General features: G+C 74.6%; 11 protein-coding genes, 1 tRNA gene, 1 other RNA gene and 1 pseudogene. 7 read left to right on the top strand and 7 right to left on the bottom strand.

The annotated features are described in order from the left end of the window. Together KMS84_RS34505 and ffs are read right to left on the bottom strand one after the other, a co-directional pair. The coding region (locus tag KMS84_RS34505) for a DNA polymerase III subunit gamma and tau (protein WP_256920473.1) at positions 1-1403 on the bottom strand (1403 nt) is incomplete at its 3' end. Positions 1404-1482: 79 nt separating this feature from the next. After that, an RNA gene (gene ffs / locus KMS84_RS34500) (signal recognition particle sRNA small type) lies at positions 1483-1581 on the bottom strand. 71 nt (positions 1582-1652) lie between these two features. Here ffs and KMS84_RS34495 point away from each other — a divergent pair. Next, a tRNA-Ser gene (locus KMS84_RS34495) sits at positions 1653-1740 on the top strand. Between the two features lie 635 nt (positions 1741-2375). Here the strand turns inward: KMS84_RS34495 and KMS84_RS34490 are convergent. Next, complete coding sequence (locus KMS84_RS34490) at positions 2376-2774, bottom strand: VOC family protein (RefSeq protein WP_256920472.1); 399 nt, start codon at positions 2772-2774, stop codon at positions 2376-2378. Positions 2775-2878: 104 nt separating this feature from the next. Between KMS84_RS34490 and KMS84_RS34485 the strand changes: the two genes are divergently transcribed. Continuing rightward, positions 2879-3880, top strand: a complete 1002-nt coding sequence (locus KMS84_RS34485; protein ID WP_256920471.1) for a helix-turn-helix transcriptional regulator — start codon at positions 2879-2881, stop codon at positions 3878-3880. 4 nt (positions 3881-3884) lie between these two features. Here the strand turns inward: KMS84_RS34485 and KMS84_RS34480 are convergent, their stop codons facing one another. Continuing rightward, a complete protein-coding gene (locus tag KMS84_RS34480; protein ID WP_256920470.1) occupies positions 3885-5195 on the bottom strand; it encodes a wax ester/triacylglycerol synthase domain-containing protein in 1311 nt (436 codons plus the stop codon). Between the two features lie 297 nt (positions 5196-5492). Between KMS84_RS34480 and KMS84_RS34475 the strand changes: the two genes are divergently transcribed. Together KMS84_RS34475 and KMS84_RS34470 are read left to right on the top strand one after the other, a co-directional pair. Beyond that, positions 5493-6656: a macrolide family glycosyltransferase gene (locus KMS84_RS34475; RefSeq protein WP_256920469.1), complete on the top strand. Its 1164-nt coding sequence runs from the start codon at positions 5493-5495 to the stop codon at positions 6654-6656. A 29-nt stretch (positions 6657-6685) separates the two neighbouring features. Continuing rightward, positions 6686-7153 carry an acyl-CoA thioesterase gene (locus tag KMS84_RS34470; RefSeq protein WP_256920468.1) on the top strand — a complete coding sequence of 156 codons (468 nt, stop codon included), beginning with the start codon at positions 6686-6688 and terminating at the stop codon, positions 7151-7153. Positions 7154-7199: 46 nt separating this feature from the next. Here KMS84_RS34470 and KMS84_RS34465 read toward each other — a convergent pair whose 3' ends face one another. From KMS84_RS34465 to KMS84_RS34455, 3 genes are all read right to left on the bottom strand, one after another. Then, positions 7200-9152 carry a copper resistance CopC/CopD family protein gene (locus KMS84_RS34465; protein ID WP_256920474.1) on the bottom strand — a complete coding sequence of 651 codons (1953 nt, stop codon included), beginning with the start codon at positions 9150-9152 and terminating at the stop codon, positions 7200-7202. Between the two features lie 283 nt (positions 9153-9435). Beyond that, positions 9436-10041, bottom strand: a complete 606-nt coding sequence (locus KMS84_RS34460) for a GNAT family N-acetyltransferase (RefSeq protein ID WP_256920467.1) — start codon at positions 10039-10041, stop codon at positions 9436-9438. Then, positions 10034-12142: a penicillin acylase family protein gene (locus KMS84_RS34455; RefSeq protein WP_256920466.1), complete on the bottom strand. Its 2109-nt coding sequence runs from the start codon at positions 12140-12142 to the stop codon at positions 10034-10036. The genes KMS84_RS34460 and KMS84_RS34455 overlap by 8 nt, the downstream gene beginning before the upstream one ends. A gap of 76 nt (positions 12143-12218) precedes the next feature. On the opposite strand from KMS84_RS34455, the gene KMS84_RS34450 reads away from it, so the two are divergent. From KMS84_RS34450 to KMS84_RS34440, 3 genes and pseudogenes are all read left to right on the top strand, one after another. Then, complete coding sequence (locus KMS84_RS34450) at positions 12219-12962, top strand: siderophore-interacting protein (RefSeq protein ID WP_256920465.1); 744 nt, start codon at positions 12219-12221, stop codon at positions 12960-12962. Between the two features lie 24 nt (positions 12963-12986). Then, positions 12987-13595, top strand: a complete 609-nt coding sequence (locus KMS84_RS34445) for an HhH-GPD-type base excision DNA repair protein (protein ID WP_256920464.1) — start codon at positions 12987-12989, stop codon at positions 13593-13595. A gap of 155 nt (positions 13596-13750) precedes the next feature. After that, positions 13751-13934 (top strand): annotated as a pseudogene (locus KMS84_RS34440) (hypothetical protein); the annotation flags it as partial.

The raw sequence follows: 13934 nt of genomic DNA, 5'->3' as shown, positions 1-13934 counted from the left end.
GCCTGGGGCTGGTCGGGCGCGGGAGCCGTGTGCGTCACCGCCGGGGAGGGCGGGGCGGGCTGGCCCGGTCCCTGGCCGCGGACCGCCGCGCGGGCCGCGGCGGCCCCTCCGCCGGGCGGGATCGCGGCGCCCTCGGCCAGGCCTGCCCCGCCGTGCGCCTGCGGCCCGGGCACGTATCCCATCGCCGGCATGGCGGGGACGCCCTGCACGGGTTGCCCGGACACGGCGCCGCCCTGCGGCACGTTCACGCCGCGCTCGATGCGGTCGAGGCGGGCCATGACGGACCGCTCGTCCCCGTAGGCGGCCGGCAGCATCACGCGCGCGCAGATCAGTTCCAGCTGGAGGCGGGGCGAGGTGGCGCCGCGCATCTCGGTGAGGCCCTCGTTGACCAGGTCGGCGGCCCGGCTGAGCTCGGCGGCGCCGAAGACGCCGGCCTGCGCCTGCATGCGCTCGATGACGTCGGCCGGGGCGTCGATCAGCCCCTTCTCCGCGGCGTCGGGCACGGCGGCGAGGATGACGAGGTCCCGCAGCCGCTCCAGCAGGTCGGCGACGAACCGCCGGGGGTCGTTGCCCCCCTCGATGATCCGGTCGACGACCTCGAAGGCCGCCGCCCCGTCACCCGTGGCGAAGGCCTCGACGACGGAGTCCAGCAGCGAGCTCTCCGTGTAACCGAGGAGGGAGGTCGCCATGGCGTACGTCACACCCTCGTCGCCCGCGCCGGCGAGCAGCTGGTCCATGACGGACATGGAGTCACGCACGGACCCCGCGCCGGAGCGCACCACGAGCGGCAGCACGGCCTCGTCGACGGGGATGCCCTCCTGCCCGCACACCTCGCCCAGGTACTCCCGCAGCGTTCCCGGCGGAACGAGCCGGAAGGGGTAGTGGTGCGTCCGCGACCGGATGGTCCCGATGACCTTCTCGGGCTCGGTGGTGGCGAAGATGAACTTCAGATGCTCCGGCGGCTCCTCGACGACCTTGAGCAGGGCGTTGAAGCCGGCCGACGTGACCATGTGGGCCTCGTCGATGATGTAGATCTTGTAGCGGCTGCGGGCGGGCCCGAAGAACGCCTTCTCCCGCAGGTCACGGGCGTCGTCCACGCCACCGTGCGAAGCGGCGTCGATCTCGATGACGTCGATGGAGCCCGGTCCGTTCCTGGCCAGGTCCTTGCACGACTCGCACTCCCCGCAGGGCGTCGGCGTGGGCCCCTGCTCGCAGTTCAGGCACCGCGCCAGGATCCGCGCGCTGGTGGTCTTCCCGCACCCGCGCGGCCCGCTGAACAGGTACGCGTGATTGACCCGGTTGTTCCGCAACGCCTGCTGCAGCGGGTCGGTGACATGCTCCTGCCCGATGACCTCGGCGAACGACTCCGGGCGATAGCGGCGGTACAGCGCGAGAGACGACACGCATACGAGGTTATAGGCGACCGCTGACATCGACCCACGCCCGGTTCGCCCCGCCCCCGCCGCCCGCCCCGGCCCCGGGAACGCAAGCGCCCCCCACGCACCCGCCAGAGCCGACCTACCCTTGCTGCCTTCCGGCCCTGGGGGAGTTCAGTCAGATAGCGCCGCGTGAGGGGCTTCGCACAGGCTACAGGATCCGAGCGGGGGGAACGAGTTCGCGAGCACTCCTCAACGTCTTGTATTGTTTGCGGCGGAGGATTCGCCTAGAGGCCTAGGGCGCACGCTTGGAAAGCGTGTTGGGTTCACACCCTCACGAGTTCGAATCTCGTATCCTCCGCCAGTGCCTCACCGGGCACGATGTCGAAGGGCCCCACCGCTTGCGGTGGGGCCCTTCGTCGTTGTCCGTCTTGATTCTCCGTCTTGGCAGCTGCCTCACTTCGCCGCTGAATCGGTTTCCGGAAGCCCCTGGAGAGCGTCGCCGACCTGCTGCCGGCAGACCTCGGCGCCAATGTCATGATCCGGACCAGAAAGAGCCGGAATCGGCCGAACAAGGGCACAGGTGGAGCGGTTCACACCGCCGGCCGGTGACGATGGTCCCGACATGGCACTCCTCCGACCGGCCAGAGGGGGACGAATGGGCAAACAGGTCAAGTGCGGGTCGACCCGTACCAAAACCGGCAAGCGATGCCAGAACCCGGCGATGATCGGTTACTCCCGCTGTCAGTTGCACCGAGGCGAGTGGAACCCGCCGCAGAAGAAGAAGACCAAGAAGCGCTAGCCGCAAGGCCCGGGCGACGTGCCTCGTCCCCTTCCCCAGGCGCCCTGATCTTCCTCGCGGTCCTGGGGGCGGGAGGGGTCCACGCCGGAACAAAGTGGGCCATGGACGTGCGCGGCGTCGTAGCCGCCATGCTCGCGCGCAGACGTGCCGCTCTGGAGCTGAGAGGCCGGCGCACCGGCGATCCGAGCCTCGCGGGTTCAGCGGGCGTACTTCTCGCGGGCGGCCGGTGTGACCGGGGTGAAGAAGTTGACGAGGTTGCCGTCGGGGTCGCGGACCAGGAGGGAACGGTTGCCCCAGGGCATCGTCGTGGGGCCGGCGACGACCTCGGTGACGGAGTCGGCGAGGCTCCCGTGCACGCGGTCCACGTCGTCGACGAGGAACTCGATGATCACGCTGTGGTTGTCCGCGGGGCGCGCGGAGCCGGGAGCGAACATCGCGACGGTGCGGACGGCCCCGATCGCCAGGGTGGCGTTCTCGGTGGCGAGTTCGGCGAAGTCCTCGGTGGCCCAGGCGGCAGACGCGCCGGTGGCCTTCTCGTAGAACGCGACCAGGCGGGCGACGTCGCCGGTGATGATGCGGGTCGAGACGAAGTTCATGGTGATCTCCCAGGTCGTCGCGGCGCCGTCCGGCCGCGGTGCATCCGCAGGCTAGGGCCGTTACTGGACAGAATCGGTCCACTATTCGCGCTAGTCTCGCCGCCATGTCCCGACCCACCGGACGCGTCCTCACCCTCCTGGAGCTGTTGCAGTCGGGAGGCGTCCGGACCATGGCCGAACTCGCCGACCGGCTCGGCGTGGACGGGCGGACCGTGCGGCGGTACGTGGACCAGCTGGTCGAGCTCGGCGTGCCGGTGGAGGCGGTGCGAGGCCGCTACGGCGGATACCGCATCGGTTCCGGGTACCGTCTGCCCCCGCTCATGCTCAGCGACGACGAGGCCCTCGCCGTGCTGCTCGGGCTGCTCGCCGGCCGCCGGGCGGGGACGCCGGCGGCTGCGGGCACCGCCGGCGAGACGGCGGCGGCCAAGATCCGCAGGGTGCTGCCCCGGCCCTTGGCCCGCAGGCTCGACGCGGTCCTGGAGTCCCTCGCGTTCACGGCCGCGCCCCCGGTGTTCGCCGCGCCGGACGCCGAGGTCCTGCTCACCGTCGCCGACGCGGTGCGCCATCGACGTCCGCTCTCGATCCGCTACACCGACCGCGAGGGCCGTCGCGGTGAACGGTCCCTGCACCCCTACGGGATCGTCGCCCATGCGGGCCGGTACTACGTCACCGGCGCGGACCCCGGGATCGGCGAGGACCGGACCTTCCGGCTCGACCGCATCGGGGCCGCGCGGGCGCTGCCCGGTTCGTTCGAGGCGCCCGCCGGACCCGATCCGGCGCAGCGCCTGGTGTCGGGGTTCGCCGCCGCCGAGTACCGCCACCACGTGACCCTGCGCATCCATGGAACGGTCGACGCGATCCGCGCGCGCCTGCCCGCCACGGTGGCGACCGTGCGGGAGGCGGACGTCGCAGCGGACGCCGTTCCGCCGGCCGGTCCGGACGTCGAGCGGTGGCTGCGCGTCGAGCTGCGGGTGGAGCGGCTCGACTGGCTGCCGTCCGTGCTCGCGTCGCTCGACCGGCCGTTCGTCGTCGAGGGACCCGGCGAACTGCGCGACCTCGTCGTCGCGTTCGCCGACCGGCTCGCGTCCCGGGCCCGCGGGGCCTGACGGCTCACCCCCGTCCGGTCCTCGCCGCGGATCGGTCCCGGCCCCACTCCGCCAGCGCGGCGAGTTCGGTCAGGAAGGCCTCCGCCAGGAGGGCCGCGTCCCGGGCGCCCGAGTTGGTGGCGACGCTCAGGGTGTGGCCCCGGGTGCAGCCGCCCAGGGCGAAGGTGGCCGTGCCCGCCGGGGGGACCATGGGGACGATGTTCAGGCCGCGCAGGGGCCGTCCGGCCAGGGTCTGCCCCTGCTCGCGCAGGTGGACGTAGGAGCAGGCCGCCGGGGCGTAGGCGGGCGCGAAGATCCTGCCCCCGGCCAGTGCCATGGTCGCTCCGGGAAGCGCCCCGAGGGTGCCCTCGACGAGCCGCTCCGAGGTGCTCCGGGCCCGGGTGACGGTCGTCAGCAGGCCGGTGCAGGCGCCCAGCCGGGCCGCGGGGTCGGCCAGCGTCACCGGCGCGGGGACGCGCACGTTGGCGAACGCGTTGCCCAGGAACTCCCCGCAGTCGGCCGGGCGTTCGTCGACGGGCACCGACAGCCACACCGGACGGGAGGCGCGCCCGGCGCCGGGGCGGGCGCCGTCGTCGTCATCGTCGGAGAGGCGGGAGCGCAGGACTCCGGAGACCGCCGCCAGGAACACCTCGTTGGTGGTCGCCGTGCGCGCCGGCGCGGCTTCCCGCGCCGCCCGCAGGACGTCGGGGCGGAGCCCGACGAGCGCGTAGGCGGGCTCCCGCGCGCCCTGGTGCGGCAGGGGCACGGGGCGTCCCGCGGCCAGCAGGCCGGGCGGGCCGCCGGCCGCCGGGGCCGCGTGCGCCGTCCGCCGCCGGGGGCCGGGCACCGCCAGGGACGCGGCGCCGTCCAGCGGCCGGCCGTCGTCGAAGAGGGCGCGCAGCAGGGTCGTCAGGGAGCGCCCGTCGAGCAGGCTGTGGTGCATCCGGAACAGCAGGGAGAACTCGCCCTGCGCAGAACCGCGCAGGAGGTGCAGGCCCCATGGCGGACGGTCGGCGGGGAAGGGGGTGTGGAACCAGTGCCGCACCACGTCCCGGAGGGTGCCGTCCACGTCGTCGACCTGGTGTCCCAGCGGGTGGCCGTCGGCGCGGGCCCAGCGGTGCCGGCCGGTCCACCGGCCCAGGCCCGTCCGCGCGCCCGGGGCGACCAGGGTCTGGGTGAGCCGGGGCAGCGCCTTCCACCGCTCCTCCACCAGCGTCCGCAGCTCGTCCAGCGCGGGCGGCGACCCGGCGAAGTCCAGGGCGATCCCGGCGTTGGGCGGGCCGAACGGCCAGCGGGCCATCCCCTCTTCCAGCAAGGGCAGATGCGATCCGGGCATGAGACTGCTCCTGTCGTGGGCCGTCCCTGTCGTGGACCGGTCCTGTCGTGGACCGGCCGCTCGCGGACGACGTCCTGTACCCCCAACGGCCGATCGGACCGGCGGTCACGTGTCGCGCCTCCCGCGGGTGTCAACGCGCGGGCCCGCGGGCTCCCTGATGGGGTGACATCGCAGCAGGTTTGCGGTCGGGAGCGGTGCCGGAGCGCCTTTAATCGGGACTCCGCGTCCGCGATCGGACGTCCCGTCACCCGTTTTCGGTCCCCGCACCGGCCGCGCGCCGGACAGGAGTTACGTGTCGTGCCTGGTACCCGTGCCAATCCCGCGCACATCGCCGTGTTCAACGTCCCGATGCACGGCCACGTGAATCCGACGCTGGGCGTCGTCGAGGAGCTCGTCCGGCGGGGTCACCGGGTCACCTACGCCGTCACCGAGGACTTCGTGCACCAGGTGAAGGCGGCCGGCGCCGAGCCGGTGTGCTACCCCGACACGGGGGACGGCTCCGAGGCGCCGGAGGAGATGGGCGAGGGGTTCGCCCGGGTCGTCCGGCTGGCGCTGGCCGCTCTGCCCACTCTGACCAGGGCGTACGACAGGGACCGGCCCGATCTGGCGCTGTGCGACGTCTACGGCCTGGCGGGCCTGCTGCTGGCGGCCCGCCGGCACATCCCCACGGTGGTGGCCTCACCCACCCACCTCGCCTACGACGGCATCGTCCCCGAGTTCTTCGGCGTGCCGGGCCTGCCCCAGGTGCCGGGCTTCGCGGAGCTCGTGGCCGGCTTCACCGAACACGGGGTGGACAGCGCGCGGATCCAGGATCTCGTGCACCCCGAGCACGCCGTCGCGTTCTTCCCGCGCGCCTTCCAGCGCAGGCCGGACACGGTCATGGCACGACGCGTCGCCTACGTCGGGCCGGCGCTCGGGGACCGCTCCTACCAGGGCTCCTGGCGGCCCCCGCGGCAGGACCGGCCGGTGCTGCTGGTGTCGCTGGGCTCCCAGTTCAACCGGCGGCCGGAGTTCTACCGCTCCTGCGTCGAGGCCTTCGCCGAGCTGCCCTGGCACGTGGTGATGTCCGTCGGCTCCGCCGTCCCGCCGGGCGAGCTCGGGAGGCTTCCCGCCAACGTCGAGGCGCATCCGCACGTGCCCCAGCTGGCCGTGCTGGCCCAGGCGGACGCCTTCGTCACCCATGCCGGGATGGGCGGCACGATGGAGGCGCTGCACTACGGCGTCCCGCTGGTCGCGGTGCCCCAGATGGCCGAGCAGCGGGTGAACGCCGCGCAGATCGAGCGGCTGCGGCTCGGCGTCCACCTGCCGCGCGAGACCGTCACTCCGCAGGCGCTGCGCGAGGCCGTGCTGCGCGTCTCGTCCGACCGGGACATCCGTGCGGCCGTGGCCGGAATGCGCCGGGAGATCGCGGCGGCTGGCGGGGCGGGCGCCGCCGCCGACCTGATCGAGCGGGCCCTGTAGGCCCGCGGCCCTTTTCTAGGAGTGACGTCGTGACCCACGCCCTGGCGGCCGACATCCGCCGCACGAGCACCGTGCCGGAGTGCCGGCCGCACCTGTATCTGCGCCAGGTCCGCATGAGCGACCTGGACTCGATGAACCACGTGAACAACGTCCGGCTGCTGGAGATGATCCAGGACGCCCACATCGACATGTTCTATCTGCGCCCGGGGATGCCCGGGCAGGAGATCCGCCCCCGGTTCGTCTACGCACGCCACGAGCTCGACTACTCGGAGCCGCTGACGTTGCAGCCGGAGCCCGTCACCATCACCACCACGATCGGCGATCTGCGCCGCTCGTCGTTCCGCGTCACCAGTCGCGTGACCCGGGACGCCCGGGTGTTCTGCACGTGTGTGAGCACGGCCGTCGCCTACGACCCGGACGCCCGCTGCTCGCGGCGGCTGGAGGAGGCGGAGCGGGCCCTCGCGGCCCGGCACGCGACGCCCGAAGCGGGCCGCTGACCCACACCCGCCCGCCCCGGGGGTCCCGCTTCGCGACCCGGGCGGCTCAGCGGTCGATCCGGACCGGCTTCGTCTCGCTCACCTGGTCGATGTCCGACACCCGGATCGTCACCTTCATCTCCCACTCGCCCGGCATGGGCAGGTTGACGGCGTCGGCGCCCCAGTAGCCGCCCCGGTCGGTGATCCTGGAGTCGAGGGGGCCGACGTCCCGGGCGGGCAGGCTGAAGGAGATGCGCAGTTCGGGGACGCTGACGAAGCCGCCGTCGGGACCGTAGACCACGGCCTGGAGCTTGTTGCCGCCGACCCGGCCCGGGTCGAGGGTGACCTGCACCTTGCCGCGGAAGTCGCCGGTCTGCGGGGAGTCGAGGAAGAAGGGGACGTCGGTCACGGACGCCACGGGCAGCCCGCCCGTCTGCTCGGCCGCCGCCGCCTCGGCCGCCGCCCGGCCGGGAAGGGTGCCGGTCAGCACGGTCGTCAGGACGAGGACGACGACCGAGACGGCGACCTCGGCCAGGACGGAGCGACGCAACGACCGCCGCCTGTCCCGGCCGGCCGGTGCGAGCGGACCGGGTCCGGAGTCCTGGGCCCGCCCGTTCCCGGTCGACGGTGAGTCGTCCGACGGCCGGTCGGAGCTGCCGCCCTCCACGGGCCGCGGCATCCGCACGTCCTTCCTGCCCGCCCCGGCAGCCACGTCGGCCAGGGCGGGCACTGCCGCCCCGGACGTCACGGCCACGGGCGTGGTCGCCGCCGCCTTCACCGTCTCCGCGTCGGTCGTCGTGGCCGACGTGCCGGACGTCGCCGTGCCCGCCGCCGCCGCCGTCGCGGTCGTGCTCCGCGCGGCCCCGTGCACCGTGCGGCGCGACCACGCCCCCGCCGCCAGCAGCAGCGCCACCGCGGCGAGCTTGGCCAGCAGGACCCGCCCGTACGTGGTGTCCGTCAGGGCGGACGCCGAGCCGAGGCCGCGCCAGGACTGGTAGACGCCCGTCGCCACCAGGACGGTCACCGACAGGGCCGCCAGCCGGGAGAAGCGGTTGACCACGTGCGAGGGGACGGACGCGCGGTGGAGCAGGGTGAGCAGGGCCGCCAGGCCGCCCAGCCAGGCGGCCATCGCGAGCAGGTGCAGCACCGAGGACGTCATCGCCGCCGGGACCTGGATGCCGGCCGAGGCGTGCTCGGCGGCCGCCCAGGTCAGGGCCAGGCCGACCGCCAGCGCGGCGCCGGTCAGCAGCGCCGGGCGGGACGGCCGCCCGCCGTCGCGCTCGCGCACGAGCCCCCGGTGCCGCCTCAGCAGGACCGCGACCGCGGCCAGCAGGGCGAGGCGGGCGACCAGGGCCAGGCCCGGACGGGTGCCGAGGGTGCGGGTGAGACTCGACAGGTGCAGGGCTTCGGCCGGGCCGGCGCCGGTCTCGTAGGGGGCGCGCAGCAGGAGCAGGAACACGGTCGATCCGGCGAGCCCCCACCAGCCGGTCACCAGGAGCCGGCGCAGCGGCCGGACGTCGGGCGGGCCGCAGACGGCGACGAAGACGGCCGTGCCGATGAGGAGAGCCGCGGCGAGGTACGCGGCATACCGGCCGATGTTGAACAGACCGCTGGTGGCCGGGTCCTCGACGGAGGCGCTGGGCAGGGCGGGCGGGACGGCGGAGGGCTTGCCGACGGAGAAGGTGAAGGCGCCGGCGATGGGGTGGCTGTCCGCGGACACGACCCGCCAGGCCACCGTGAACGTGCCGGTGCCGAGCCGGCGGGGCAGCGTCACCCGCGCGGTGTCGGCGCGGCCGTTCGCGTGCTCGGGCTCGCCGGTGCGCACCCGCTGGTTCTCGGCGTCGAAGACGCGGAAGGAGTCGTCGAGGAGGCCCACGGACTCGGTGAAGGCGAGCGTGATGGTGCGGGGGGCCGTCTTGACGACGCTTCCGTCGACGGGGTCGGCGCCGCGCAGGGCCGCGTGCGCGGACGCCGGTCCCCCGCCGAGGAGGAGCAGCGTCAGCACGGAGCCCAGCAGCACCAGCCCTCGGAGCCGCTGCCGGGCGGCTCGGGAGCCGTCGACGCTGCGGCCGCCGCTCCGGCGGTCGTCGCCGTGGGGGCCGCCGCCCCGCCGTCCGTCCTCGTGGCCTTCGCTCACGTCACCGCTCCGCCTTGCTCGACCTGCTCGGACCTCGTGATCCGAGACTCGCGTGCTCTGCGTTACGTACGCATGCACACGGCATCCGGTTCACCGCCCGGCCGGGCCCGACGGCGCCGTCCGGGCGGGACGGGGCGCTCCCGTTTCCGGGGCGGCGTCGGGGACGTCACCCGGGGAAGACGGTCTCCCTGCGCAGGAAGGCGAGTTGGGCCTTCTTCTCCGGCAGGTACACGTCGGGCAGGTCGACCTCCGGGAGCGTGACGACCGGACCCGCGTCGAAGCCCTGCCGCAGGAAGCGGGCGAGCGCCTTGGCGTTGCGGACGTCGGGGTCGACCACGACGCGTCGCCGGTCCAGTCCGAGCAGGACGTACGCGGCGAACACGCCCATCAGGGCGGCCGACCAGCCGGGCCTGGCGCCGTGCTCGCCGGCCGGTGCGATGAGCACGTGGACGCCGATGTCGCCGTCCTCCACCGGGTAGACCTCGCCGACCCGGTCCGCGGTGGGCTCGTAGGTCTGCAACAGGGCGACGGGGACGCCGTCCAGCTCGGCCAGGAGGGCGTGGTGGGTGTCCAGCGTGGCCAGGTGGGCGTAGACCTCGGCGACCTGGTCCCGGGTCAGGCCGTTCATGCCCCAGAACGCGGCCCGCTCCTGGCTCACCCAGGCGTGGACGACCGCCGCGTCGCCCTCGGGGTCGAGGGGGCGCAGCGCGACGGCGCCGAACCCCTCGACGGCCTGCTCGTGGACGGGTGCGGGCGGGTGGCGGTCAGCCATGGTCGCTCTCCTTCTTCAGCCGGGCCCAGTCGGTGACGACCGGGGCCAGCTCACCCCTGAGCCACAGGGGGAGCTGGTCGTGGTGGTGGGGGTGGCCGGGGACGCCGGACGCGCCGAAGGGGACGACCCACAGGCTGTCCTCGCGGCGGGCCAGGTCCCACACGTAGCGGGCGGCGGGGCCGCGTGCGGCGAGGTCGGTCCAGCCGGGCACGGCCGAGGTGCACAGCACGCAGTCGTGGTCGCCGTCCAGGGGCGGGGCCTCGTCCGACGGGTCGGGCAGGGCCCGCCAGGCGGCGAGGCGGTGGGTGTCGCCCCAGCGGGCGGCGTCCGCTCCGGCGCACGCTTCGGCGGCCTCCGCCACGGCCTCGCGCAGGAGACGCCGACGGTCGATCCCGAACAACTCGTCGGCGCGCAGCAGGTGTTCGAGGGCGAAGCCGATGCGCGGCAGGAGCGCCAGCCAGGGCAGGAAGACCTCGGGGCAGGCGGGCGGGGCGGCCAGCGGCGCGAAGGCCGGGTGGGCGGCGAGGCGGCGGACGACGGCGCTGCGCAGGGTCGCGTAGCGGGCCGCGTCCTGGCTGTCGGCGTCCATGCGGCGGTCCCAGCGCAGAAGGCGTGCGCGCAGTTCGGCGGCGGGTCCGGTCAGGTCGTCGAGGTCCGCGAGACGGTCCAGCAGGGGGGCGGCGGAGGCGAGATACGTGTCCGTGTGGAGGGCCGGCATGTCGGCGGCGGACCAGCGTCGGCGTCGCGCCAGCAGGGCGCCGATGCGGTCGGCGCGGTGCGGCGCGGCGAACTCGACGCCCAGGGCGGCGGCGGGGCCTCGCTGGTTGGCCATCACGGCCACGCCGTCGGTCAGTCCCGCGCGGGGCGTCTCGTGCCAGCCGGTCCACTCGTGACCGGGCTCCCAGGCGGGCACGAGACGCGTGCCGTTGGCCCGGGCGCGCAGCGGCACCCGGCCGGCGACCCGGTGCAGCAGGCCGCCGTCGGTGTCGGCGGCCTGGACGACGTTGACGGGCTCGGCCCACCGGTCGAAGGCGCGGTCCACGTCGTCGACCCGGCGGGCCCGCAGGAGGGGGAGCAGCGCCTGGAAACCCAGGTCGGCGGTGACGCGGGGCGGGTAGCGCAGGGCGAGGGCGGGCGGGGCGCCCTCGCCGCCGTCGTCCGCTCCGTCCTCTCCGTCCGCGTCCTGCGGTCCGCCGGCGATCACCGGTCCCCGTTCGGTCTCCAGCACCTCCACCTCGACGCTCTCCCCGCCCGCGACGCGCACCTCCTCGGTGTGCCGGGCGACCCGCCGCCAGGCGCCGTCGGGGCCGAGCGCCTCGACGCCGTCGCCGGTGCGGCGCAGCCGCTCACGGTAGAGGTCCTGGTAGTCGGCCATCGCGTTGGTGATGGCCCAGGCGACCGTGCCGGTGTGCCCGAAGTGCGCGATGCCGGGGACGCCGGGGACGGCCAGGCCGACGACGTCGAAGTCGTCGCAGGCCAGGCGGATCTGCTGGTAGACGCCGGGGTCCTCGACGAAGCGGTGGGGGTCGCCGGCGATGAGCGCGTGCCCGGTGACCGTGCGGTCCCCGGCGAGCAGCCAGCCGTTGCTGCCGGAGGTGCCGGGTCCGTCGGCGGCGAACAGGCCGACGGCCTCGGGGCCGAGGTGTCGGGCGGCCTCCTCGCGCCACAGCTTGGCGGGGAACCCGGCGAACAGGATGTGCGCGGCCAGCCAGACGGCGAGCGGGGTCCAGGGCTCCCAGCGGCCGGGGGCGAGGGCGACGCGGGCGAACTCGGGGGCGTCGCCGGCCGACCGGAGCCCCTCGTTGACGCCGTCGACGTAGGCCCGCACCCACCGCGCCGTCTCCGGGTCCTGTCTCTCCAGGGCGGCGAAGCAGCGTCGGGCCGTGTCGTCGAGGCGGGCGCGGCGCGCGAACACGTCCCAGGAGAGGGCGTCGGGGCCGAGGAAGGCGGCCGAGGCGCCCCGCGCGCGGTGCCGTTCGACCTCCAGTTGCCAGGCGCGGTCGCGGGCCGTGACCAGCCCCTGGAGACGGGCGAGTTCGAGGGCGCCGCCGGCGCGCAGATGCGGGACGCCCCAGGCGTCGCGGTAGATCTCGGTGGTCACCCTGTAGTCCCTCTTGCTTTAGGTTAGGCTTCCCTAAGTATTTCGTGCCGGAATATACGCGAGGGGCGGACGGGTCATGGCGCAGGGGCGGGGCTGGGAGGGCGCGGTCCTCCGCATGATGCGGGCGAAGGACTTCACGCTCACCGTCACGGGCACGCAGGACGTCACCGACCGCTACCGCCGGGTCCGCCTCTCCGACGGCGGACTGCTCGCCGCCACCGGCGTCCATCCCACGATGTGGGTGCGCCTGTGGTTCGACAACGCGGGCCGCCCGCACCAGCGGGCCTACACCCTGGTCGACCCCGACCCGGCGGCCGGCTCCTTCAGCCTGGAGTTCGCCCTGCACGAGGGCGCCGCCAGCGACTGGGCGCGGGCGGCCGAGCCCGGCGACACCATCGACGCGACGGTCCAGGGCACCGGCTTCACGGCCCCCTCGCCGGCCCCCTCCCACGTCCTCGTGATCGGCGACCCGGCCTCGCTGCCCGCCGTCAACTCCCTGCTCGGCGACGGCGAGGGCGCGCTGGGCTCCGCGCCGGCGACCGTCTGGTTCGAGGGCGACGCCGACGACGCGGAGGGCCTGCCCTTCCTGACCGACCCCGCACGCCACGAGATACGGCTCGTCCCGCGCCGCGACCACGGCGCGGCTCTCGTCGAGCGGGTGAGGGCGGAACTGCCCGGCCTGCTGCGCGCCACCCCCGACCCCTTCGTGTGGATCGCCTGCGACACCGGCACCACCCGCACCCTCTCGGCGTACGTGCGCAAGGAGCTCGGCGTCCCCAAGGAGCGGCTGCACGCGCTCGGGTACTGGCGCGCGAGCTGAGGCGGCAGGCGGGATCATCGACGCATGGACGTCACCCTTCATCTCTCCCAGGACCCCGAGGCCGACGAACTGCTCGGCCGCTCCCCGCTCGCCGCGCTGGTCGGGATGCTGCTGGACCAGCAGGTTCCGATGGAGTGGGCGTTCAAGGGGCCCCGCACGATCGCCGACCGGCTCGGCGCCGACGACCTGGACGCGCACGACATCGCCGCCCGCGACCCGGACTCCTTCGCGGCGCTGCTGTCCGAGAAGCCGGCCGTGCACCGCTACCCCGGCTCCATGGCCAAGCGCGTCCAGCAGCTGTGCGCCTACCTCGTCGAGCACTACGACGGCGACGCCGGGGCCGTGTGGAAGGACGTCGCCGACGGCCGCGAACTCCTCGGACGCCTGGAGGAGCTGCCCGGCTTCGGGAAGCAGAAGGCACAGATCTTCCTCGCCCTGCTGGGCAAGCAGCTCGGCGTGCGCCCCACGGGCTGGCGCGAGGCGGCCGGCGCCTACGGCGAGCCGAAGTCCTTCCGCTCGGTCGCCGACATCACCGGTCCGGAGTCCCTGACGAAGGTGCGGGCCCACAAACAGGAGATGAAGGCGGCGGCCAAGGCCGCCAAGACGGCCGGGGCGACGAGGAAACCGGCCTAGCGAACGCCCTGCCCGCCCGCCGACGGGCCGACGGGGGCGTCCTCGCCCGCCGGGGGCGGTGACGGGGGTCCGGCCGAGGGCGGAGGGTGCGCCGAACGGGTGCAACCGGGGCCCGCCGTGCTGCCCCGCGCGCGTGTCGCGGGGAGATGCCCTTCATGGGCGTCCCCCGCAGTCACCTCCGCAGCCGCGCCTGGCTGCGTGTGCTCGTGCTGCTGCTCGCCCTGCTGGCGTCGAGCGCGCCGTGCGCACTTCCCGCGCCCTTGGCCGCCGCCGAGACCGGCGAGTACGACGTCGTCGACTCGGCGCTGCGGCCCGCCCCCTGCGCGCACCGCCCCGCCG

This window comes from Streptomyces hilarionis (genome assembly GCF_024539675.1).
In the GTDB taxonomy this organism is placed as follows: Bacteria; Actinomycetota; Actinomycetes; order Streptomycetales; family Streptomycetaceae; genus Streptomyces; species Streptomyces hilarionis.
The sequence above is the reverse complement of the archived record's forward strand: the minus strand, read 5'-3'. Positions and strand labels throughout refer to the sequence as shown.

Excerpts from the sequence above, each read along its gene's own strand:
- KMS84_RS34485 (WP_256920471.1), top strand. The coding sequence starts at position 2,879 with ATGTCCCGACCCACCGGACGCGTCCTCACCCTCCTGGAGCTGTTGCAG.
- KMS84_RS34480 (WP_256920470.1), bottom strand. The coding sequence starts at position 5,195 with ATGCCCGGATCGCATCTGCCCTTGCTGGAAGAGGGGATGGCCCGCTGG.
- KMS84_RS34490 (WP_256920472.1), bottom strand. The coding sequence starts at position 2,774 with ATGAACTTCGTCTCGACCCGCATCATCACCGGCGACGTCGCCCGCCTG.
- KMS84_RS34445 (WP_256920464.1), top strand. The coding sequence starts at position 12,987 with ATGGACGTCACCCTTCATCTCTCCCAGGACCCCGAGGCCGACGAACTG.
- KMS84_RS34460 (WP_256920467.1), bottom strand. The coding sequence starts at position 10,041 with ATGGCTGACCGCCACCCGCCCGCACCCGTCCACGAGCAGGCCGTCGAG.
- KMS84_RS34450 (WP_256920465.1), top strand. The coding sequence starts at position 12,219 with ATGGCGCAGGGGCGGGGCTGGGAGGGCGCGGTCCTCCGCATGATGCGG.